16 protein-coding genes and 2 other annotated features are annotated in these 23,822 nt (G+C 44.2%); all 16 genes read right to left on the bottom strand.

All coding sequences use genetic code 11. From position 1 onward, the window contains the following. Nucleotides 1–86 precede the first annotated feature (86 nt). Entirely contained in the window at nucleotides 87–2,735 is a 2,649-nt protein-coding gene (locus tag DWB64_RS08070; RefSeq protein WP_129487711.1) for a YfhO family protein, read from the bottom strand. Nucleotides 2,736–2,925: 190 nt separating this feature from the next. Continuing rightward, on the bottom strand, nucleotides 2,926–4,197 hold the full coding sequence (locus DWB64_RS08065; RefSeq protein WP_129487710.1) for a B12-binding domain-containing radical SAM protein: 1,272 nt from the start codon (nucleotides 4,195–4,197) through the stop codon (nucleotides 2,926–2,928). A gap of 169 nt (nucleotides 4,198–4,366) precedes the next feature. Continuing rightward, nucleotides 4,367–7,453, bottom strand: coding sequence for a type I pullulanase (gene pulA / locus DWB64_RS08060; RefSeq protein ID WP_129487709.1), 3,087 nt, complete (start codon nucleotides 7,451–7,453; stop codon nucleotides 4,367–4,369). A 112-nt stretch (nucleotides 7,454–7,565) separates the two neighbouring features. Then, nucleotides 7,566–9,266: an arginine--tRNA ligase gene (argS, locus tag DWB64_RS08055; RefSeq protein ID WP_129487708.1), complete on the bottom strand. Its 1,701-nt coding sequence runs from the start codon at nucleotides 9,264–9,266 to the stop codon at nucleotides 7,566–7,568. 41 nt (nucleotides 9,267–9,307) lie between these two features. Further along, nucleotides 9,308–9,534: a binding site (T-box leader), on the bottom strand. A gap of 39 nt (nucleotides 9,535–9,573) precedes the next feature. Next, a complete protein-coding gene (locus tag DWB64_RS08050; protein ID WP_129487707.1) occupies nucleotides 9,574–10,365 on the bottom strand; it encodes a rhomboid family intramembrane serine protease in 792 nt (263 codons plus the stop codon). A gap of 62 nt (nucleotides 10,366–10,427) precedes the next feature. Continuing rightward, nucleotides 10,428–12,815, bottom strand: a complete 2,388-nt coding sequence (locus tag DWB64_RS08045) for an endonuclease MutS2 (RefSeq protein WP_129487706.1) — start codon at nucleotides 12,813–12,815, stop codon at nucleotides 10,428–10,430. An 11-nt stretch (nucleotides 12,816–12,826) separates the two neighbouring features. Next, a complete protein-coding gene (locus tag DWB64_RS08040; protein WP_129487705.1) occupies nucleotides 12,827–15,040 on the bottom strand; it encodes a U32 family peptidase in 2,214 nt (737 codons plus the stop codon). 56 nt (nucleotides 15,041–15,096) lie between these two features. Continuing rightward, nucleotides 15,097–15,639, bottom strand: coding sequence for a cell division protein ZapA (locus DWB64_RS08035; RefSeq protein ID WP_129487704.1), 543 nt, complete (start codon nucleotides 15,637–15,639; stop codon nucleotides 15,097–15,099). Between the two features lie 196 nt (nucleotides 15,640–15,835). Further along, the gene (gene pheT / locus DWB64_RS08030) at nucleotides 15,836–18,265 is read right to left on the bottom strand and encodes a phenylalanine--tRNA ligase subunit beta (RefSeq protein ID WP_129487703.1); all 2,430 of its coding nucleotides are present in this window, start codon (nucleotides 18,263–18,265) and stop codon (nucleotides 15,836–15,838) included. A gap of 9 nt (nucleotides 18,266–18,274) precedes the next feature. Further along, the gene (pheS, locus tag DWB64_RS08025) at nucleotides 18,275–19,294 is read right to left on the bottom strand and encodes a phenylalanine--tRNA ligase subunit alpha (RefSeq protein ID WP_129487702.1); all 1,020 of its coding nucleotides are present in this window, start codon (nucleotides 19,292–19,294) and stop codon (nucleotides 18,275–18,277) included. Between the two features lie 40 nt (nucleotides 19,295–19,334). Next, nucleotides 19,335–19,546, bottom strand: a binding site (T-box leader). An 8-nt stretch (nucleotides 19,547–19,554) separates the two neighbouring features. Beyond that, complete coding sequence (locus tag DWB64_RS08020) at nucleotides 19,555–20,331, bottom strand: RNA methyltransferase (protein ID WP_129487701.1); 777 nt, start codon at nucleotides 20,329–20,331, stop codon at nucleotides 19,555–19,557. Nucleotide 20,332: 1 nt separating this feature from the next. Further along, nucleotides 20,333–20,986 carry a TrkA family potassium uptake protein gene (locus DWB64_RS08015; RefSeq protein ID WP_129487700.1) on the bottom strand — a complete coding sequence of 218 codons (654 nt, stop codon included), beginning with the start codon at nucleotides 20,984–20,986 and terminating at the stop codon, nucleotides 20,333–20,335. 7 nt (nucleotides 20,987–20,993) lie between these two features. Next, the gene (locus DWB64_RS08010; RefSeq protein WP_129487699.1) at nucleotides 20,994–22,349 is read right to left on the bottom strand and encodes a TrkH family potassium uptake protein; all 1,356 of its coding nucleotides are present in this window, start codon (nucleotides 22,347–22,349) and stop codon (nucleotides 20,994–20,996) included. Between the two features lie 157 nt (nucleotides 22,350–22,506). Beyond that, nucleotides 22,507–22,863, bottom strand: a complete 357-nt coding sequence (gene rplT / locus DWB64_RS08005; protein WP_129487698.1) for a 50S ribosomal protein L20 — start codon at nucleotides 22,861–22,863, stop codon at nucleotides 22,507–22,509. A gap of 27 nt (nucleotides 22,864–22,890) precedes the next feature. Then, on the bottom strand, nucleotides 22,891–23,088 hold the full coding sequence (gene rpmI / locus DWB64_RS08000; RefSeq protein WP_129487697.1) for a 50S ribosomal protein L35: 198 nt from the start codon (nucleotides 23,086–23,088) through the stop codon (nucleotides 22,891–22,893). Nucleotides 23,089–23,109: 21 nt separating this feature from the next. Further along, nucleotides 23,110–23,655, bottom strand: coding sequence for a translation initiation factor IF-3 (infC, locus tag DWB64_RS07995; protein ID WP_129487696.1), 546 nt, complete (start codon nucleotides 23,653–23,655; stop codon nucleotides 23,110–23,112). Nucleotides 23,656–23,822 lie beyond the last annotated feature (167 nt).

Below are 23,822 nucleotides of genomic sequence, written 5' to 3'. Positions count from 1 at the left end.
TCAAACTAATTGTTGCATCTTGTGAATATGTCAAAAAATATGGTCCAAAACCAAACAGCGATTATATTCCCTACGTTTACACGCTCTCAATTATCAAGTTCTTCAAGTGATACGACAAGTTCCACCCCTTCATTGGCTTTGTGCGAAAGCAAATGCCTCATGAAAAAGAGAAACCCAATCATTGATAACAAAGATATTATACCACCTTCCAATAATCCTGGTACCCAATATGACATTTCTACAGTATGTTTACCCGCAGGCATTATTAAACCGATCAAGTAATTGTCAATTATTATTGGCTTTACAACTTCACCATCTATCTTAACTCTCCACCCCTCATCCGCTGGTACCGATGTATAAAGTATTCCTGATTTTCTTGCATCTATTGTAAAGTTCAAACTTGATTCGTCATAATGAATGTTCTGAGCAGGAGTTTCCATTAACTTATTAAACGCCCCTTCTAAGGCCTCTAGGTTGTATTTGTATAGATGAATCCCGTATAGGCCAAGATTAATATTATCTACCTCTATTGATATATTTACAGGTACTCCTTCATCTTGTTCACCAAGGTAGATATACTGATTAAATGAAATATCCTCTGTGTGAACTTCCTCACCTATGGTAACGGTTATCTTGCCCGCTCTAAAATTATCATCAAGATATAAATATTCCCCGTCCCTTGGTGAATAGACATAATTAAACACGATTGGTTGACTTTGATCCACCCTTGTATAGTAATTGGATTCCCAAGCTAACTCAGTGTCAACTTCTGCATTTACAACCTCAGTCGTATCAAACTCAATTCTCTCAAAAACATCTTCTTCGATATCTGCCAAATATCTAATCAATTTATTTTGATTTTCAAGATGGTAGAGCTCTGAGGTCTGGAGATTAAATTTTGATTTATGCATCATAAACGCTACCGGAAGAACCCTATTGTTCTTATAGACAGTTGTTGTTCCAATATGATAAATCTTTTCAAAGTAAGGCGCATCAAAAACGCCATCTCTTTTCGTTATATACTTAATTCCCATCAAAGAATTAAACACAGGTGAGTAGGGTTCATAAAATATACTACTTTTATTATAGCCATAATTTCCATTACCATATTTCTTGAAAAACTCGTAAGCATCCCCGCGCATCATGGAAGTATACATGGTAATCCCTTTGTATTGATATAACTGAGAGGGGTTAAATGTCCACATATCAGCCATCTCCATTCGATAGAATTCTTCTTCATCATCATATAAGTTTCTTATAATGCTCATTGACTCATTATTCCGATTATATAATTCAATACCACTAGTATGTCCATCTCTTTCCAATAGATCAGGAGTTATACGCGTTTGATTCGTAATAATGAGTAGAGCGATAAGTAGTTGCACACTCTTTTTTTTGTTGTTGAATATGAAGAACCTGCTAGACAGGAATAGGATCACAAAAAGAGTAATTATCACTGCCGTCATCAAGACAGATTTAGCTTGTATTTTTAAACTCTCACGTATTTCATGGAATATGCTCAGTACAATTATGCTATTTATGTAGATAATGATCAGTACCCTTGTTTCGATGTATGACATATGCTCAATTACTTCATACGCTAGTATTAGAACTAAAAAGGAAAAAACAAAAGACCATCTCCCAACAAAATTATCTGGGATATGGAATCCGTGCCACACATAGTCGAGCACATTTAAGTTGAGAGAAAGATACAAAACTAAAAGCAAGGCTGCGTGTGCAACCCTTTCCTTCAACTTAATATTCCTTAAAGTAAAATAAATAGGTATGCAAATCAAAATTAAAGTACCACTATAAATATTGGGAATCCCACTTTGATTCGTCAGTTCAGTATAAGGCAGTAGATGACTTAAGTAATCTACTGCAGAGTCATAAAACCGCATAGGTTTTGGGAATCCACCTGTTCCCTGAATCGTTTGATTCACCGCTATCACTACTGGAAGAATCATAAAAGCATTCAATCCACCTGAAATTAATGATGAAACACCAAAAATCTTTACTTTTGCTTTCACTTCGTTCAGGTCGAATTGTTCCAAATTGATAACCATGAGAACCACAAAGTATAATGCTATAAATATTGAAACACTGAAAGCGATATAGAAGTTCGTATAAATGGTTAGTGTTAATGTCCCAATATAAAACAAGACCTTGTTCTCACGTACAAGTCTTGTCAATCCTACTACTAACAAGGGTAATAATACATATGAATCTTGCCACATCGGTTGATGAATGTAGGCCAAGGCATAGGATGATAAGGCATATGTAATAGCTACAGCTACCATTGCAGCATTGACTTTTTTGTACTTGTCATTGAGAAAGAATAAAAAAGTGACAGAAGCCAAACCATACCTAAGAAGAATGATATAATCAACGGCCTGAATCAAATAATCACGTTGAACAAGTAAAAGAAGTGCATTTAAAGGACTTGCAGTGTAATAGACGTTTTGGGCATATATATTATTCCCCATCGCACCATTCCAAGTATGAGCATTTGATATAAAGTTCAGTTTATTGAAGTGTTTCTGAGACATCATTGGGAAATACTGTGCCCAAAAATCAAAGGAAAGAAGCGACTTATCTCCAAAAGGATAAACCTCCAAACGATTGAATGCAATCAAGATAATAGCTATAGGAATTAAAAAAGCCATAAAGTAGAATAGAACCAGCTTTCTCTTACTGAAAAAGAAACGTTTAAACTTGAATAATAACCTTTCCACCCTATCACCCCCATGGTTATTTTTGCTCTTTCTATGAACTGTGAGGCCACACTAAATCAATCTATGGATTATACATGAACATCTTGTAAACAACCTCTACCCTTCAAATCAGACTCCTAAACACAGCGGTGACATTCCAATACTAATACATGGTCTATCGCTTAGTATGAATCTCCAATGATAATTGAACTCACCTAGAAATCTTATATCCAATATTGATAATCAGATTATGAATTATATTGGTTTTTGACACTTTAAGCCGCTTTATGATTGACCCAAAGGAGTAGAATTTTTTCCTAAACCACATGAAACCTTCCAGTAGTTCCTCTTCAGTCATATTTTTTGGTAGATAAGTCACTCTGGTTTTGGCATTGTAGTGGCTCCAGTCTACGTCTTTTAGTCTGCCCTCGTCCAATAATTTCTTATGAAGCGGAGTCCGTGGAAAGGGTGTCAATATGCTGACTGTGGCTCCATCGATGCCTAGGTTCTCGCATGCTTCAAGCGTTCTTTTAAAAACGTCCTTGTCATCCGTGTCAAAGCCGAAGATGATGCCAGCCTGTATCGCAATGCCCGCATTGTGGATTTTTTTAATAATTGCTTCGTAATCTTCGACTCGGTTAAAGGTCTTGTTCACACTAGTTAGTCCTTGGGTAGAAAATGATTCTATCCCTAAAAACAAGTACATACATCCGGATTCCTTGGCGAGTTTTAATAGTGAATCATCAATGCAGGTATCTAGCGTGACTTGTGCCGCCCACTTCTTATTAAGCTTTATAAGTTCGACCATCAGCTTTTTTGCATGGTCGGTGTCACCCCAGAAGTCGTCGTCCCAAAAAACAAAATACTTGCTTTTGATGTGTTCAATTTCTTTAATGACTTCATCAATCGGCCGCGTTCTGTATTCCTTGCAGTAGATCTGCTTAAGATTGCAGTACGCACAGTGGTGTGTACAGCCCCTTGAAGCGAAGACCGCACCTTTTGTCAGATAGCGTCCTGTGATCAGGTCCCTTCTTGCATCCGGAATCTTGCTCAGCGAAGGGGTCTCAGTGCATTCATAAGATTCTTTTGCCCTGTCATGATAAAAATCGTTTAAAAACCTAGGCCAGATTTCTTCTCCTTCACCAATTAAGATGAAATCGCAGTACTGCTGAGCTTCAAACGGCAGCAATGTGGCATGCGGTCCACCAAGCACTATTTTGCTTCCATTCCCCATCAGTCGCCTAGCCATTTCATAACAGTGTATGGCATTGGGTGTATTTACAGTTATGGCTATCAGGTCAAACGTCTTCTCATATGGAATTTTTTGATTGTATTCATCCACCAATGTGATCTCATATTGGTCTTCATCGACATATGCAGCTAGATAGGGCATTGTGAGTTGAACAAAATTATTGAACTGCCTTTTTCTAAAAGCGTTGATTTCCTTATTTTCTGGTGTTATCATCAGTAGTTTTTTCTTCATGCTGCTCCCTATTAGTGGCTCATAGAATGCCTTGCCATCAATACTATTTTACTAAAAATCCATGCTTCCAACTCTATTTAAGATAAACTTAATATAATTCCTCTCTTGACAAAACGCGTAAAAAGACCTCAGAATCACTCCTGAGGTCTTAATTATGTCTAATTATTTCCTAATTCTTCTTATTCTTTCTTACCCACCAAACGCCTGCTACAGCAGCGATCATAAGTAGTCCGACGTTGATGTAGATCGCCGTATTATCCTCTTCTTCTGGAATCGGCTCACCATCTGATGGTAACTCTTCTGTTTCATCCTCCTGAATTATCTGAGGCTTTAACACCTCTTGTGATGTCAGTACGACCATGCCGATGGCAGGAACATCGATCGCGTTAAAGGATTCGTTCATCGGTTTTTTGTCGATATCGCTTCCGTAGACATCCATCGACCATTTACCTGCAGGTAAGTCTATGGATACAGGCGTCCTATTCGCGTTATACGCGACAAAGATCGTGCCAGCCACGTCTCCACCCGCGTGATCTGTGATCAGAAAAGCGACTACGTTTTTCTCTTCAAGCGGTAAAGCTTCAGTACCGTAAAAGACGACGTGTTCTCTTACTAGATCCGCATCGCCAAGGCTGAATGCGGGGTGTTCTTTTCTAAAGGCAATCATCGACTTATAGAACTCATACACGTCCTTGTACTTGTCTTTGTCGTTCCAGTTTAGCTGGTTGACTGCATCTGGTGATTTGTAGGAGTTGGCATCACCATCTTTTGTACGCATGAAATCCACGCCAGCGTGTAAAAACGGTAATCCCTGCGAGGTTAGGACGATTCCATTGGCGAGCATCTGCATGGACTTTAACTCGTCCTCTGTCGCATCAGGAAGGGTAGCCGCCAGTTTGTCCCTAAGTGTCAAGTTGTCATGTGCCGACACGTAGTTGACGGATTGCAGCGGTGAGCTGGCATAAGGCACCTTTGCATACATTACGGCCATGTTGTTGATCTGATCGTGCTGGATGGCACCGACCACACCGAATTTAACGCTTTCTTCAAAACCTTTCCCGCCGTTGACAAAGCCGGGTTCAGTATCTGTAAACACATGACCCTTTATACCGTCTCTGACATCGTCGTTGAACACACCGATCTTAGGTGCTGATTCGGCATTGACCTTTACAAGCCTCATAGATTCTAAAAGCGGTGTGCTTCCGCCAGTCCAGCCTTCTCCGTAGACAAGAATGGAATCGTCAATATTCATTAGATTGTCAGCCACTAGATTCATGGTCTCTATATCGTGAAGCCCCATCAGGTCGAACCTGAATCCGTCCAGATGGTAGGTGTTTGTCCAGTAGGCTGTGGAATCGATGATGAACTTTCTCATCATCGCACGTTCCGATGCGGTTTCATTGCCGCAACCCGAACCGTTTGAGAATGTGCCTGCGACGCTTCTATAATAATAGCCGGGCACGATCTTTTCAAAGTTCGATCCGGTGCTGAGCGCGGTATGGTTGTAGACCACATCCATAATGATTCTGATATCCTTATTGTGAAGCGCCTGTACCATGCTTTTTAACTCTTTCACCCTTACCACACCGTCATAGGCGTTTGTGGCATAGGTTCCTTCCGGAGCATTGTAGTTCTTCGGGTCATAACCCCAGTTAAAGCCCGCATCAAAGCCTTTTGTCTCGTCCAGGCTGTTGTAGTCAAAGATAGGTAACAGCTGAAGGTGGGTGATTCCAAGATCGACCAAATGGTCAAGGCCTGTGGCGTCACCAAATTTCGTTGCCGTTCCTGTTTCAGTCAGTCCTACAAACTTTCCCTTTTGCTTGATGTCGGAGCTGTCACTGGAAGACAAATCCCTGATGTGCGCCTCATAAACGATGGCATCGTCTTTTGACACTATCGCAGGACGCTTGTCATCCTGCCAGTTCTCCGGTTCCGCACGTTTTTGGTCGATCACCATACCCCTGTCGCCGTTGACGCCTACCGCCTGCGCGTAAGGGTCCACCGCTTCGTTTGTGCTTGTGCCGACTGTTACAGAATACGTATAGTAGATGCCGTGCATGTCACCGGGCACCGCAGCAAGCCATGTTCCCTTCAACCCCTTTTCAAGAGGAATGGATTCGATCAGATCGTCGTTGTGACCTGACTGGTAAAGATTTAAGCGTACTTGTTGAGCCGTAGGAGCCCAAAGTACGAATTCTGTCTGCTCACTGTCATAAAGCGCTCCTAGCGCTCCGTCGTACTCGAACTGCTCGTTAAAGGCGTCTGTGTCGAACAGCGATGTCGTATTCGTGTCACTTACCTGATACTCGTTTAGGAGCACGGTATAGGCGCTACCCATATCGATTGGCGAACCGACCTCAAGCAGCAATTTCTGGTCAGCAGACCTTAGCGCCGATAGTATATCCAAGTTGTTTCCAAAATGGTCCGTCACTTGAGGCTTTAGCGTGCTGACATCCTCAGGCAGTAGGATCGACGTCTCCAGCTCAAGAAGGTTGAAGTCCGTCCACTGAGCCTTCATCACCTTAGGGGTCGTGTCGATTTTGCTTAGGTCATAATAGATTTTCTCGTCAGCCTGCACCAGGAAGGCTTCTAGAATTCCCTCTTCGTTAGTCTTGGCTATCTTCAAGTAACGGTCTTCTTCGATATCCTTTGCTTCCCATTCGCCGAATCGAACGATGATTCCGATCTGACTAAGATCCTTGGTGCCCGGGATGGTCACATCCGCATAGACGCCAAAATCGTCACTGCCTGTAAAGGGATAAGCGGCACCTTCTCCGCCTTCCGGCCACATCCAAAGGTTCCACCCGTCATAGGCCTTGTCGTATCTGTGGTAGTGGACGCGCACTAGTGTCTGTTCTGATCCCACGACGATATCGCCAGTCGTGGTTTCAGATGCAGTATATCCCTTAACGCCGCTTGTTATGTAGATGTTGGTCTCTTTTGTCACATCGATGAACTGATCGGCATCGACGTCTTTCTTTTCCCATTCGCCGAATCGAATGATGTAGCCGTATTTTTGCGCATCCGTATCGATTTCAGTAGTAAAATAGGCTCCGTCTTCGTCGGCGCCTTCAAATTCGTAGGCTTTTCCTTCTCCACCTTCCGCCCATAACCATACTGTCCAGCCCTCGTAATCGGCTTCGGGTCGCAGGTAGTGGATGGTGAGCGTTTCATCCCCGTCAGCAAAGACAGGTTGAGCAGGTATAAAGCTTACAAGCATTGCAATAACTAAAATCCATGTTAAATATCGTTTCATCGTTTCCCCCTTGTGGTTTAATCTAGTACTATTATAACCGATAGTGCAACCGTTTGCACTAGGAATAAAAAAAAGCTCGAGCACCTGCTCGAACTTTTAATCTTATCTTTCATTACATCTTTTCTGGCGCGCTGATACCGATAAGGTAAAGGGCGTTTTTGATTGTCTGCTTTGTCGCCTTTACTAGGGATAGTCTGGCAAGTTTTAGCGCCTCATCTTCTACGTTGATATGGTTGACTTGATAGAACTTGTTGAAATCCTGTGCAAGACCTACCACATATCTAGTCACTCTTGACGGCTCGTTGGCTTCCATCGCATCGATAACGCTTTGTGGGAACTGATAAAGTGAACGAATCAGCGCGTTCGATGCTTCATCAGACAGCAGGCTGTAATCGACAGGCTTAGACGCATCGACTGTACCGGCTTTTTCAATAAGCGTGTTCGCTCTTGCATGGGCATACTGAACATATGGTCCCGTCTCGCCTTCAAATGCCATCGCTTTAGACCAAGAGAAGGTATAGTCCTTGATACGGTTGTTAAACAGCTCCTGGAAGACAACAGCGCCTATACCGATCTCTTTAGCGACCTCTTCCTTGTTATCTAGGGTCGGGTTCTTCTCGTCGATGACTTCTAGTGCCATTTGAGTCGCCTTTTTAAGCACATCCTCAAGGAAGACCACTCTGCCTTTTCTGGTTGACAGCGTTCCTTCTTCTAGTGAGACCATACCGAAGTTGACGTGGATACAATCCTTTGCATAGTCCTGCTTCATCAATTCAAGCACCTTGAACCACTGTTTAAAGTGAAGGTCCTGTTGGTAGGCTACCACATAGATATTCTTGTAAAAATCATAAGTTCTTTTTCTGTAGATGGCAGCTGCAAGGTCTCTAGTCATGTAGAGCGTTGAGCCGTCCTTTTTAGTGATCAGGGCTGGTGGCATACCGTAGGGTTCAAGATCTACGATTTCTGCGCCGTCTGATTTTTTAAGCACCTTGTTGCTTCTAAGGATATCAAGCACTTCATCCATCTTGTCCGAATAGAAGGATTCGCCTGCTAAAGAGTCAAACTCGACGCCAAGCATCTTGTACACTCTCATAAACTCTTTTAAAGACACTTCTCTGAACCATGTCCATAAAGCGACCGCTTCCTCATCTTTGTTTTCAAGTTTTGTAAACCACGCACGGGCTTCGTCATCCATTTCAGGTTTTGACTCCGCTTCATCATGGAATCTGATATAGATTTTCAGCAGTTCCGGTATCGGATCAGCCTCGATCGCATCTTTGTCGCCCCATAGCTTGTATGCGACAATCAGTTTACCGAACTGCGTGCCGTAGTCGCCCAGATGGTTGATCGAAACCGTGTCAAAGCCTAGCGCCTTGTAGATACGGTTAAGTGAATGACCGATCATCGTACTTCTGATATGTCCCATATGGAAAGGTTTTGCGATATTGATCGACGAATATTCGACGATGACTTTCTTTCCTTCACCCATGGTACTGTGACCGTAGTTTTCTCCCTGATTTTCAACCGCTTCAAGGACGACCTTCGCATAAATGGCAGGGCTGATCTTGAAGTTGATGTATCCGCCTGCAGGAGCCACCGACTCGAACAACTCGTCATTGAGCTGACCGGCAAGTTCTGTGGCGATCATCGGCGGCGCTTTTCTAAAGATCTTAGAAAGCTTGAAGCACGGAAAAGCATAATCACCCATGTCGTCATGTTTTGGAATTTCGAGCGTATCCACCAATTCTTCCACGGTCAAATCCGTAATGACTGTTGCCAATTTGTTCGCAATTTCATGTTTAAAAGATAACATATTTTCACTCTCCTCAAAAATATAAAAGACTCGTCTCTAAAATAAGAGACGAGTCAATACCCGCGTTACCACTCTCGTTGATGAAAAATCCATCCACTCAAACTCAATAATGGTGAGTTACCATTTGATCTACAATTTAAAACTTAAGTCCTAAACCGTTCAACCAAAAGCTCAGAAGTGCGCTTCAATTAAGTGCCGTAATGAGCTCACACCATCCTCATCTCGCTAAAACTTAAACCTAATCTACTCTCTTCATCAAAGCATTTTTTTATTCTTTTCAGTAAAACACTATACCATAAAATTAAAACTACTGCAAGCTTTCTATCAACTTTTGCAGTTCAGGACTGCTAGGATGAAGCGTGTAGCCTTCTATCAAGGCGGCGATCGCCTCATCGTTTTGCCCCTTAGACGCCAGATCGATCACTTTTACGTAGTAGTAGTTGGCAGATCCCGTATACTGGTTGTACTTGATCACAACAGAAGACGACATGGCGATGAAGATGCTCAAGAAGACGGCAAGTCCCTTTTTCATGTTGATCGGTTCCTTATTTATCCCAAGCAGGTGGGCTGCTCCAAAGCCTGCAAACAGTCCGCCCAGATGTCCGAGATTGTCGATACCCGGATTGACAAAGCCATAGACAAGGTTGATTCCTATCAGTAGCAGGAAGTCATACCCGAAGATCATACGGTAGGCGTCCTTGTTTCTAAAATATAGGTACAGGTGTGCTCCAAGAAGGCCGAAAATGGCTCCTGAGGCCCCAGCGGACAGGCTGTTGTTAAAGGCGAAACTAAGTGCTACACCACCAATGCCCGACAGCATGTAGATTGCGATGAACTTCACTTTGCCAAACAAGTGCTCAAGGGGCCTGCTTAAAATAAAGAGCGCGGCCATGTTGAACAGGATATGCATGAAATCCAGATGCAGGAACATCGCAGTTACAAATCTCCACCACTGTCCCTCGACGATATGGTAATTGAACTTGGCACCAAAATTAATCAGTGTCGTTGAGCTGATTGACGGATCTGTGATAAACATGATCACAAATACCAGTACATTGATTCCTATGATATACGGAGCTACATTCTTTTTTGTCATCATTCTTACCTCTCATAAAATGAGTTTACTAGGCAGTTATGAACAATACATGAACATATTCAGACCTATTTCAGCTCCACAATCGTTACACCCGCTCCACCTTCGCCGTATGCGCCAGGTCTTTGCGACTTGACATGAGGATGCTTTCGCATAAACTCCGTCAAGCCTTTCTTCAAGACGCCAGTTCCCACACCGTGGATGACTGTCACCTGTTCGAGGCTCGAAAGCATCGCGTTATCCAGATACTTGTCAAGCGCCATCATCGCCTCATCTAGGTTTTGGCCTCTAAGGTCCACTTCATTTCTTATCGATGTGCTTTTTATCGCACGTTCTCCCTTGGCCTTGCCTTTTGCAGGAGAATAGATGCTTTTTTTGATGGCAGCCTTTGGCTCCTCTATAGTACGTAAATCGTCTACCTTCACACTCATGCGCATGATGCCCACTTGCACCTGGACCATGTTCTTGTCATCCGGCAGCTCCACAATGGCGCCCTTTTGACCGAGCGTCGTGACCATAACGCTTTGACCGAGCTTAAAGGAATCTGGCACATCGCCGTTCATCTGGTCGCCGATCATCAGCCCTGTGTTCATCTGATCCGACTTCGACTTCAAATTTTTTCTGATTTCGTCGAGTCGCTTATTATCTATGTTGGTCGCCGACTTCATGGATCTGATCTCTTTGACCAAGGTGTCCGCTTCGTCTTTGGCTGCTTTCAATAAGCCTTTGGCTTCAAGCTTCGCTTCTCTTAGTACCTTGTCCCTTTGGTCCCTGATCTTATGCTCTGCCTTTTCCATACGTTCTTTTAATTTTTCAGCGTCCATCCTCAGTCTGATAGCCGTATCCCTATCCGATTCGGAGGCTTTACGATTTTCCTCGATAGCATGTAGGATCTCTTCAAATTCGATGCTGTCGTTATCGATAAAGTGGCCCGCACTCTCGATTATATGATGGTTTAAACCCAGCTTTCTGCTTATTTCAAATGCGTTTGATTTTCCTGGCACACCGATCAAAAGACGATAGGTCGGCGACAACGTCTCCACATCAAACTCCACCGACGCGTTTTCAAAACCTTCGTTGGTGAGCGCAAATTGTTTTAATTCAGAATAGTGGGTAGTTGCAACACTTAACGCTCCGCAGGCCTTTACATACTTCAATATGGCCATGGCTAGCGCCGCCCCCTCAGTTGGATCGGTACCGGCTCCGAGTTCGTCAAATAGAACCAGACAGTTAGGACTGACATGGTCCAGAATATCCACGATGTTGGTCATATGCGATGAGAAAGTCGACAGACTTTGCTCGATAGACTGTTCATCGCCGATATCCGCATAGACTGCGCTTAAAATCGGCATGGTGGTTCCGTGGTCGGCAGGAACGTGTAGTCCGCTCTGATACATAAGCGAAAACAGTCCGACCGTTTTTATCGTTACCGTCTTACCCCCGGTGTTGGGACCTGTGATCAGTAGGGATTCAAAACTGTCTCCCAGATAGAAGTTGGTCGGTACTACCTCATCGCTCGGTATAAGAGGATGTTTTCCGTTTTTGATTCTTATGTAGGGCGTCTCGCTTAACACAGGCTCGACCGCTCTCATCTTCACCGACAGCTTGGCTTTTGCAAAAACAAAATCCAAATGCACAAGCGCCTCATAGGTGCTTCTGATCGCATCGACATGCTCTGCCACCATGCCTGTCAGTTCTAAAAGAATTCTTTCGATTTCCCTTTGCTCGTCGATACCGAGTTCTCTGAGCTGATTGTTGAGTTCAACAATTTCCATCGGTTCGATATAAAAAGTGGCTCCACTTGCCGACTGGTCGTGCACTAGACCTTTGATATGCGACTTGTGCTCCGACTTGACAGGGATGACGAATCGGTCCTGTCTGATGGTCACAAGCGCATCTTGAAGGTATTTTTGCATCGAGTCCGAAGAAACGATCTTATCAAGCCTCGACCTTATTTGCGCATGCTTGCTGTCGATCGATTTTCTTATCTGCCTTAGCTTTGCCGATGCGTTGTCAGACATCTCCGTATCTGAAATAATACAACGCTCGATAGCTTCTTCTATAGTTTTAAACTCATACATCTGACCTGAATAGCCAAGCAATACTGGAATATCTAGTGTCTCATCAGGTTGCCTTTCGATGTATTTTTTTAACAGCCTCGCCGTCCTAAGGGTGTCGCCAATTTCAAGCAGCGACCTGTTAAAGAGTGTCGAACCGATGGATGCGATTTTCAAATACTCTTCAAGTTCCCCGATTCGGCCCATATGGATATTGCTGGATTTCAGAAGCACTCGCGACGCTTCTGTGGTTTCTGCCTGCCAGTTGACGACATCCTCCACCTCAGTCGACGGCATCAGCTCATCGACTGTTTTTTTCGCATGGTTTGAGACGCAGTACTCCCTGACCATGTTCTTTATTTTAGCGTACTCGAGTACGCGCAAACTTTTTTCATTCATCTGACTCACCTTTACTTAATCGGTTGCTCATATGCGTTTAATTTATCCAGTGTTAGGGGTTCGTGATTTAGAATTGCGTGGATGATCTGTTCTATCTGCACCTCTGTCTCATCGGTGAAGAAGACGCTTACAGGAATAGCATGTTCCATCCATAACTCGTTTCTTACAAGAGGCTGTTCTGTCAAATATTGAAGCACGCGGTTCGCACAGGTCACATGAAGCGTACCGTGGTTCTTCTGCCTTAGCGTAAAGTGCTCCTCACATGTTTTGCAGTCTTGACCCTTTTCTTTCATGGGGCAGGTTCTTGTATACATCACAGGGACCTTGCCGTAGGCAAAGGCTCTGCCGCCATACTTCTTAATCGATCGGATCACCTCGTCTGCCGTTAGCTCCACAGACCATGTGATATCCTCAATGCCAAGTTTCGATAGCTGGTAAAAAGCGTAGCCGTTCATCACCGTACTATGAAAATCATAAATCTTCGCATTACTGCACACCTCTTTGTGACCTATGTTCGATACACTGATCGCCCGTTCGTTCACAAGTTTGCTGATCATGTTGCTAAAGGGTCTTATCGCTTGACTTACAACCCCATCGTTTGCTGTAACCAGCGCCGGGTCATAAGAGAAAAGATCCACTTGCAATATTCCTTGTAAGCTATCGATCTGCTCCTGCGACGAAACGTAACAGTGCACCTTCTCGTTGAAAGAAGGTACGATTGTCTCTTGTGGGACATTCTCACCTAAAACTCGAAGGTATCGCATGCGGTGGATTCTTAAGAGTTCGTCGATCGCAAGGCGTCTAAGTTCGTTGACTACACTTTTTGGAATAAACAGCTCATGTTCAGACTCAAACTCGAAGTCCACCAGTTTAAAAGGTGTGCCTCCAAGTTTTTCAAGGTTCTGCCTAAGGCTTTCTTTATCTGCAGGCCTATTGTTGGCGATTTGCGCCTTTTCAGGGCTCGTAACCGATACCGATTCATGATATGCGCTCGCATGCAGAGTCATGTTCAGGTCATTATCAACCGTCAGTCTAAGTGCGAGCGGCATCTTCTTGGCACCGGCTTCAAGTCGGTCCTCTGTAAGTTTTGCAGACCGTGTCCTAAATACCACGCATCCCTTGCCGACTTTGCCGTTAAAATCTATTTCGACGTACTCCCCTTCTTCGGCTGATGTTTTCACACCTTCTTTAGTATATATGTTAAAGACCTCGATGCCTTTGGAATGATCGTCTATAATTATTTTTAATCCGTCGCCTTTGTAGATCGCGTTCTCCAGTTTAATCTTCAGTTTAAACTTCGATCTCGACTCCAGCGTCTTTCCTATATACTCACCCTTGTTCGTTCCAAGGTCGAAATTCAGTTTTTTTGAATCGTTTAACAGATGTCCGCCCGTATAGTCCCTGTTAAAGGCCTTGAACATCTTGTCTTTAAGCGTGTCAAGCAGTTCATCACCTACGCCGTCGATCGCGCTGCGATAAGCCTTTACCGTGTGATAGACGTAATCCGGGTGCCTCAATCTTCCCTCGATTTTAAAGCAAGCGATATCAAGCGCTTTTAAGGCATCGATTCCGTCAATCGTGCTCAAATCCTTCATACTCATCGCATAGTTGGGGTTGCTGCCGTCCAGACTATACTTGAGCCTGCAGGGTTGGGCGCATTGCCCTCTGTTTCCACTGCGGCCTCCTTGTACACTGCTTAAGAGACACTGGCCCGAATAACCGTAACACAAGGCGCCATGCACAAAAACCTCGAGCTCGATCCCTTCAACACCAAGCATTTCCTTCACCACACTAAGAGGCGTTTCTCTTGCTACGACCACTCTTGAAAGACCAAGGGCTTTTGCAGCCTTTACACCGTTTATATCATATACGGCCATCTGGGTACTACCATGGAGTTCCATATCCTTAAAGGCGGTTCTCGCATAGTTGATCACACCTAAGTCTTGCACGATCAGGGCGTCAACGCCAATCTCATATAGCCATCCGATATAGGTTTTGCATGCTTCAAACTCATGTTCCTTTATCAGCGTGTTGAGCGTAACCATCACAGAGACGTCATAGTCATGTGCGATTTCAATCGCCTTGATCAAATCCTCTTCTGAAAAGTTCGCTTGCTTGGCCCTTGCGCCGTACTGTGGGCCAGACAGGAAAACCGCATCGGCACCGCCGTCGATCGCGGCCATAAGCATTTCAAAATTTCCTACCGGTGCTAAAAGTTCGTGCATAAGTGCCTCCTAATAAAAATCCTCGGCTAACACTTATTAGCGCCGCCGAGGGTTCGTTAATCTTCGTCTGTTATCGTGATTGAATCACGTTTACCTCTTTTAATATCTATAATCTGACTCTCTAAATTCTTGATCGTATAGTCCGACTCGATAATACGCTTTTCTTTGGTATCCAGTTCATAACTTAAAATATTCAGTTTTTCCTTAAGCGCTTCGAGCTCTTCTTCGTAAACGCTTGAACTTTCAAGCAGTTCCTCCACCTTGGCGATCATCACTTCGTATTCCTTATTTCGCTTTTCAAGCTCCGTGTTGAAATTGACAAGCTTTTGCTTCGTGTTGTCCATATCGAACATGGGATTGGTCATACGCTTTTTAAGCGTATCGTTTTCCATCTTTAATTTAAAATAGTCATCTCCAATATTAAGCGCAGTCAAAACGGCAGTCATCGCAGTAGACAGTTTTTTATTCGATTCTGCAATTTCAAGCATGCGGTCATCTACATAGTTTGCAAGACTTTGCATATATTCGCGTGAATCATCGCTTACCAACTTATACTCTTGACCCAATATTTTAACTTCGACTCTATTTTTAGACGACATATGGACGCTCCTATTTCACATATAGTTAGATTTGTTGCTATCTTACTCATTATACCAAGCAAATAGAAGCATTGGAATGGCTTATCTCAAAAAATCACGTATTTGTCACACTAATTCACCCTAACAGCCGATGACACCTAAAAAAAGTAGACAAAGTCACTGATGACCTTGTCTACTCTGATGTCTTTATATTGAATTATCTGATTTCAGCCTTAAGTGTCTCTTCAAGAGCGATTCTGATTTTTTCGAAAGAACCGGTGATATCTTCCTCGACAAGCGTTCTGTCCGCCGCTCTAAAGCTAAGGGCATACGCCATCGATTTTTTACCGGCTTCGATTTGCTCGCCTTCATAAACATCGAAGAGCTTGACCGATTCCAACAAGTCGCCGCCGTGTTTTAAAATCACGTCGAGCACCTCTTGGTTGAGTACCTCTTTAGAGATGGTGATTGCTATGTCCCTTGTAGCCGTAGGGAACTTAGGAAGCGCTGTAAACAGCTTGTCCGACTCAGATGCGGCAACCACCGCGTCAAAGTCGAATTCTGCAAGATAGAGTCTTTTGCTTACTTCGTAGGCGTCCTGAACCGCAGGATGCACCTCACCCATGATGCCGATCACCTCATTGTTCAATAGGATGTTCGCACATCTTCCTGGGTGGAAAGTAGACTCGTTCTTCTCAGTGCTATAAGTGACACCGCTCACCTTGATTCTGCTAAGGAGAGTTTCAACAGCTCCTTTTAGTGTGAAGAAGTCCTCATGCTCGCCAGCCACGCCGACAATCACTTTACGCTTTTCGATCGGTTCGCCAGTCACCGGGTATTCCTTAGGTAAAAAGACGTTACCAACCTCATATAGCTTCACTTCATCCGCCTGGCGCTTGATGTTTCTGCTCATGACCTGTAGCATGTTCGCCATCAGGGTAGGTCGCATCATGCTGAACTCCTCACCTAATGGGTTTCTGATCATCACAGTCTTTCTGATTTCGCTGTCGCTGTCGATATTGAGTAGGTCAAGCGTCTTAGGACTGATGAAGGAGTAGGTGCAGATTTCACTAAGACCCGCACCGGTAAGCGCGCTACGCACCTTTTGCTCAGCGCTTTGTCTTTGAGTCAGCTGACCGATCGCGTGGTCGTTTGGTAGTGTAGAGTTGATTTTATCGTAACCGAAGATACGACCCACTTCTTCTACAAAATCAATCTCGCTTACAAGATCCATTCTATAGTAAGGCGGTTTCACACTGATCTCGTTAAAGCTCGATCCGATGATGTTCATATTACTGCCTGAATTTGTTTCGATACCGCACCCTAAAGTCTCAAGTATCTCTATGATCTCAAGCGCTGTAAGATCAGTGCCTAGCACCTTATTGATCCTAGCCGGTCTAACAACGACCGGCTTGATGACCTGTTTGACAGGATATTCGTCCAGTATTCCGCCGACGATTTGACCTGCTCCCAAGAGTTCGATCAAATTGCAGACTCTGTTAAGTGCGTCGATCACCAGCTCCGGACTGACGCCTTTCTCGAATCTTGCAGACGCCTCCGTACGAAGACCGATCTTCTTAGATGTCTCTCTGATTGACGACTTGTTGAAGTTTGCCACCTCGATCAAAAGCGTCTTTGTCTCAGGGCTGACTTCTGAATTGCCTCCGCCCATCACACCTGCTATGGCAACCGCTTTTTCACCGTCTGCGATCACAAGCATGCTTTCATCAAGCTTTCTTTCCTGATCATCAAGGGTAGTGAGCACCTCACCGTCATTTGCGTTTCTTACGATGATTTCTCTACCGCTTAAATTATCCAGATCAAAGGCATGAATCGGTTGACCGTACTCAAGTAGGACATAATTGGTGATGTCCACGATATTGTTGATCGGTCTCATTCCCGCTTTTATCAATTTTGATTGCAACCACTGGGGAGAAGAAGCAACCGTAACATCCTTAACCACCCTACACGCGTAACGAGGGCACTTATCCGCCGCCAGGACGCTTATTTTAGCATAGTCCTTTATATTTTCCACTTCACTTTTGATCGTGGTGTCTGGTGCCTTGAAACCAAGTCCGAATGAAGCGGCAGCTTCCCTAGCCATCCCTATCATCGACAGGCAGTCCGGTCTGTTTGGAGTAATCTCAAACTCGATCACATGGTCGTCTAGCCCGATAGCTTCAAAAATGCCTTGTCCAAGAGGATACGGCTTATCCAGGATCAGAAGACCGTCTGCGAATTCCTTTGGAATCACCTTATCATCGAAGCCCAGCTCCTGAAGGGAGCAGAACATGCCTTCTGACGCTTCGCCTCTGAGTTTTCCCTTTTTAATCACTAATCCGTCAGCAAGAACGGCACCGTGAAGGGCAACCGGCACATAATCGCCTGTCACCATGTTTTTAGCGCCTGTCACGATTTGAATAGGTGCATCTGCTCCTATATCCACTTGACATACCACTAATTTATCGGCATTAGGGTGCTGCACGATGCTTGTGATATGACCGACAACGACACTGCTTGCATTGGCTTTCAAATCGGCAACGCCTTCGGTGTTCGAGCCTGTCATCACAAGTCTGTCTTCCAATAGTTTAATGTCGATAGTAGAGATATCAACATATTCATTCAACCACTTAACTGGTACTAACATCGCAACCTCCTAAAATTGTTGTAAGAAACGGACATCGTTCTCGAACAGATGTCTGATATCGTCAATTTCGTATTTAAGCATCGTAATTCGGTCAAGCCCCATTCCGAATGCGAAACCCGTGTAGATCTCAGGGTCGATACCACATTCCTTCAACACGTTCGGGTGAACCATTCCGCAGCCTAAAATTTCGATCCAGCCGCTTCCGCCGCAGAACCTGCATCCGTCTCCACCACATTTGAAGCACGAAACGTCCATTTCGCCGCTTGGCTCAGTAAACGGGAAAAAGTGAGGTCTGAACTTTGTTCTTACATTGTCACCAAACAGTTCTTTTACAAAAGTATTCAGCGTTCCTTTTAAATCGCTCATTGTCACATCTTTCGCTACCATCAGACCTTCTATCTGGTGGAACATCGGTGAATGAGTCGCATCGATTTCATCTTTTCTAAAGCATCTCCCTGGCGAGATCACCTTGATCGGCGGCTCTCCGTTCATCATCGTACGAATCTGCACAGGAGAAGTTTGCGTCCTAAGAAGCAAGTTGTCCGTGATATAAAACGTATCCGACTCACTGCGTGACGGATGGTCTATCGGTGCGTTAAGCGCGTCAAAATTATTGTATACCGTCTCCACTTCAGGGCCTTCGGCAATGCCATAGCCCATTCCGATAAAGATCGATTTGATCTCATCAAGTACATTATATAAGGGATGGAAGGTGCCTGACTGGCTTTGCTTTGCTGGTAACGTCACATCTAGGCTTTCGCCTTCAAACTTCGCGTTTAGCTCCTTCTTGTGGATCCCCTCGGCCTTATCGGCGATAAGGGCTTCAATTCCGTTTCTGACTTCATTGGCCACTTGTCCGATGACTGGGCGTTCTTCACTGGAAAGTTTGCCCATTTCTTTCATAATCGCAGTAAGTTCGCCTTTTTTACCTAAGAACTTAACCCTAAAGTTCTGAAGCGTAACCGAATCTTCCACACTGACGATTTCTACTTTAGCAAGTGCTAAAAGTGCCTCTAACCGTTCTTTCATACTTGACCTCCTTAAGAAAATAAAAAAACACTCCATCCCAAATAGGGACGAAGTGTAACTTCCGCGGTACCACCCAAATTACCGCCGTAGCGGTCTCTTGATTACAGTTAACGGTGTAACCCGGCATTCCCTACTACTCGTTCAGGAACACAGCTCGTGAGTGAACTTCACTTGTTCTCTAGGAAAGCTTTTCACCAACCAGCTTCTCTCTTGACCCGTTAAACAACTTACTCTCTCAGTCATAACTATTGATTGTTTGATTATAGCACAGTCGGTTTGCCTGCGCAATACGTATTTAGATGATAGAGCGCTATTCCTGCCGCCACACCTACATTGAGCGATTCGGCACTCCCTACCATGGGAATATGCACCGCAGTATCAATCAAGTCGAGCACTTCCTCACTGACTCCGTTGCCCTCGTTACCAAAGACGATGGCGACCGGGTCTTCAGGCTTGAAATCGACAATCGAAACGCTGTTCTTAAGGGCTGTTGCGACGACATGGTACTCGTGCTCATGAAGCAGGTTCATCAGCTCGACAGCATCCCAGTTTTTAAATATCGAGACCTTAAAGAGCGACCCCATCGTCGATCTGAGCACCTTGGCGCTATAGGGATCCACGCAGCCCTTGGTCAGATACACTTCGTAGATACCAAGCGCATCACAAGTCCTAATGATCGTTCCAAGGTTTCCCGGGTCCTGGATATTGTCGCAGACCACCACGTGTCTACCTTCAGGTTTTTCAAGCTGTTCGATCACAGACAGTTCGAGCACAGCCAAGATGCCCTGTGAATTGACCGTGTCTGTGATTGACTCGAACAAGTCACCTTTAAATACAAAATCAACACTGAAATCAGCGTACTCGTCTTGATGGGCTTCGCTTACAGCAATCAACTTAGGCTTTATTCCCACCTCAAGCGCGTGCTGCACCATCCTGCGTCCCTCTATGAGCAGCACGTTTTCGCGTTCTCTGTATTTCTTTTTAGTCAATGACTTCAGCCATTTGTACTGCTTATTCTGATTGGAGGCGATGAGCATATCAGTTTCCTTCCAATTTTCTCAAATCGTCGTTATGTCCGATCACAACCATGATGTCGCCGGCTTCGATGACATCATTAGCCATCACCGAAATGTTGATGTCGGTTCCTTTTCTTATCGCCATGACGTTAAGGCCGAACTTACCTCTGATATCGAGGCTAAGGAGTGTTTGACCCAACCAATCGTTAAGAGGCGCGATTTCAACGATACTGTAATCGGGAGCGAGTTCGATGAAATCCATGAAGTTTGACGACATCAGGTTCTTGGCGACCCTGATGCCCATCTCACGCTCAGGGAAGACCACACGGTCCGCGCCGATCTTATAAAGCACCTTGGCATGAAGCTCCGTTTGCGCTTTTGCGATGATCCTCTTGAGTCCAAGTTCCTTGACCATCAGCGTCACAAGAATCGACGACTGGATATCGTCACCGATTGTGACGACGGCAGTATCAAAGTTTCTGATACCCAGTGCCTGAATCGAGTTTTCATCGGTGACATCGGCCTGTACAGCATAAGTAACCTTATCCGCCATACTCTGAATGATGTCCTCGTCCTTATCCACCACCATCACCTCAGCGCCTAGATCCATGAGTTTCATGGCAATACTCGAGCCGAATCGGCCTGTTCCAAGAATTACAAATTGTTTTTTCATCAAATTCTCCCTAACCTACCGTCACTTTTTCTTCAGGATATTTTAAATTGGCCGTATGGGCCCTTTGTCTATTGGCAAGTGCAAATACGATTGTAAGTCCACCGAGTCTTCCCATGAACATCGTACCCGCAACAATCAGTTTTCCAAACAGTGATAATTTTCCGGACAGACCGATCGAAAGCCCAACCGTTCCATACGCCGAAAACGTTTCAAACATGATGCTCGTCAGTGACTGCCCGTGTTCTGTGAAGGACAGGACCATCATGACGATGACTACGACTGTGATACCTATACCCAGCACTGCAAGAGCCCTGTTTATCGCATCTCTGTTGATTCTTCTTCTAAACACCTCGGTATCCTGCTTACCCTGTGTAACCGAATAGATCGTATAGAACACAAGGGCTATCGTAGTGGTCTTGATACCACCCGCAGTCGAACCGGGCGAACCCCCGATAAACATCAGCGCCATCGCGAGAATAAGGGTGCTCGGTCTTAAAAGTTCCATCGGAACCGTGTTGAACCCGGCTGTTCGAGTCGTCACAGAGACGAACATCGCACCGAGCGCCTTACCTTTAAGTGAAAGTGTACCCAAAGTACCCGGATTCGTCCATTCAAAGATCAAGGTCAGCACAAAACCTGCAAGAAGAAGTACTGCGGATGTGGAAAGAACCAGTTTGGTGTTCAGACTCAACCGCTTCACGCTTCTTGACTTTAAAAGATCAAGAATCACGGCGAATCCTAGACCACCGATGATGATCAAAAGGGAAATGACCGTGTTGACAAACACATCGTCTACAAAACCGGTTAAGCTTGTAAAATTACCCATAAGATCAAATCCGGCGTTACAGAAGGCCGACACCGCGTGAAACACACTAAGGAAGATCCCTTTCGACCTGCCGAACAAGGGTATGAACTTGAATGAGAGCAAGAAGGCGCCCACCGCTTCAATCAAAAAGGTCATCAAAACGACATATTTTGTCAGACGTACGACACCTGATATGTTAAAGTGGTTCAGGGATTCCTGCATCAGCAACCTGCCCTGCAGCGAGATTCGTCTGCCGATCAGTAATGAAATCAGGGTCGCCATGGTCATGAAACCAAGCCCGCCTATCTGTATCAGAAGAAGAATGATACTTTGCCCGAACACATTCCAGTAAGTCCCTGTGTCCACGACTACAAGACCTGTCACACACACGGCCGATGTGGCAGTGAACAGCGCGTTGACAAAACCTATTCTTTCACCGGACACCGTGACTATAGGTAAATTGAGCAGTATCGCTCCTATCATTATAATTGCTGCGAAGCCCACGACAAAAACCTGTGCCGGCTTCAGTTTGGATCTTTCTATTAGACTTACAATACTCATTATGTAATACCTCCAAAATGATATCCCGCTTATTATACCATTTAAAGGGAAAAAGAGCTAGCCGACTGCTGAAAGTATCCATATTCAGATACAAGTCGATTTCTCCTATACACGCAAAAAATCCTCATGACTTATCATGAGGATTTATACGTTTTAACTAACCTAATTTAGCTTTTGCAGTTTCAACAAGTTTTGCAAAACCTTCAGCGTCGTGGATAGCCACTTCTGAAAGCATTTTTCTGTTGATGTTTACATCAGCAAGCTTAAGACCGTGCATGAATTTTGAGTAAGACAAGCCGTGTGGTCTAACTGCAGCGTTGATACGAGTGATCCAAAGTTTTCTGAACTCACGTTTCTTAAGTTTTCTACCGATGAAAGCAGATCTTAAGGCTCTTAGTACTTGTGGGTTAGCAGATCTAAATACTTTTGACTTTAACTGGTAGTAACCTTTAGCCATCTTAAGTATTCTTTTATGTTTTTTCTTCGCGTTTACCGCGCCTTTAATTCTTGGCATTCTAAATACCTCCTTCTAATCAAATTTCTATAAATATGGAACCAATGTTTTTACACGTTTCATGTCGCCTTTAGAAATCATTCCTGATTTTCTAAGTTTTCTTTTTCTTTTAGTAGTCATTTTAGTTAAGATATGACTAGTGAATGCGTGAGAGCGTTTTAATTTTCCTGAACCAGTTTTTCTAACGCGCTTTGCAGCACCTCTATGTGTTTTCATTTTTGGCATAACTTTAGTCCTCCTTCCGACTTAGTTCTTTGGTAATAAAATAGCGATTACACTACGTCCTTCAAGTTTAGGTCTAGCGTCAAGTGTTGCTAAATCTTCACCAACAGCTTCAAGGAATCTGTTGATTACTTCAGTAGCGGCACCAGCGTTAGCCATTTCACGACCACGAAGTCTTAGTGATACTTTTACTTTATCGCCAGCTTGTAGAAACTTAATTGCGTTTTTAGCTTTTGTTTCCATGTCGTTCTTTTCAATATTTAGCGAAAGTCTGACTTCTTTAAGAGTGACAGTCTTCTGCTTCTTGCGCGCTTCTTTTTCCTTCTTTTGCTTCTCATAGCGGTGTTTACCGTAATCCATGATTTTACAAACTGGAGGTTTTGCTGTTGGTGCAATTTTTACAAGGTCAAGCTTTTGTTCTTGTGCTAAGCGAAGCGCTTCACGCCCATCAACAATCCCTAATGCTTCTCCATCCGCACCAATCAGACGTACTTCTCTGTCACGAATATCTTCGTTAAGCTCTGTGTTATCTTTTTTTGCTGGTGGTCTACGATCAAATTTCTTGTTAATATTAACACCTCCTGCGTTAAATATACTTTGTTTACAATATAAAACGAGCAGCTTTCGGCTGCTCGATTAATTACACGAAGTCACAGGTCTGAAGTAGGAACCTACTTAAAATCTGCTTGTAAAGTGTGATTAACCCGCAGACATTGTCTTGCAAGGTGAGAACCGAA

It is taken from the genome of Fusibacter sp. A1 (genome assembly GCF_004125825.1).
Classification (GTDB): domain Bacteria; phylum Bacillota; class Clostridia; order Peptostreptococcales; family Acidaminobacteraceae; genus QQWI01.
This window is presented reverse-complemented; position numbering and strand designations above follow the sequence as displayed.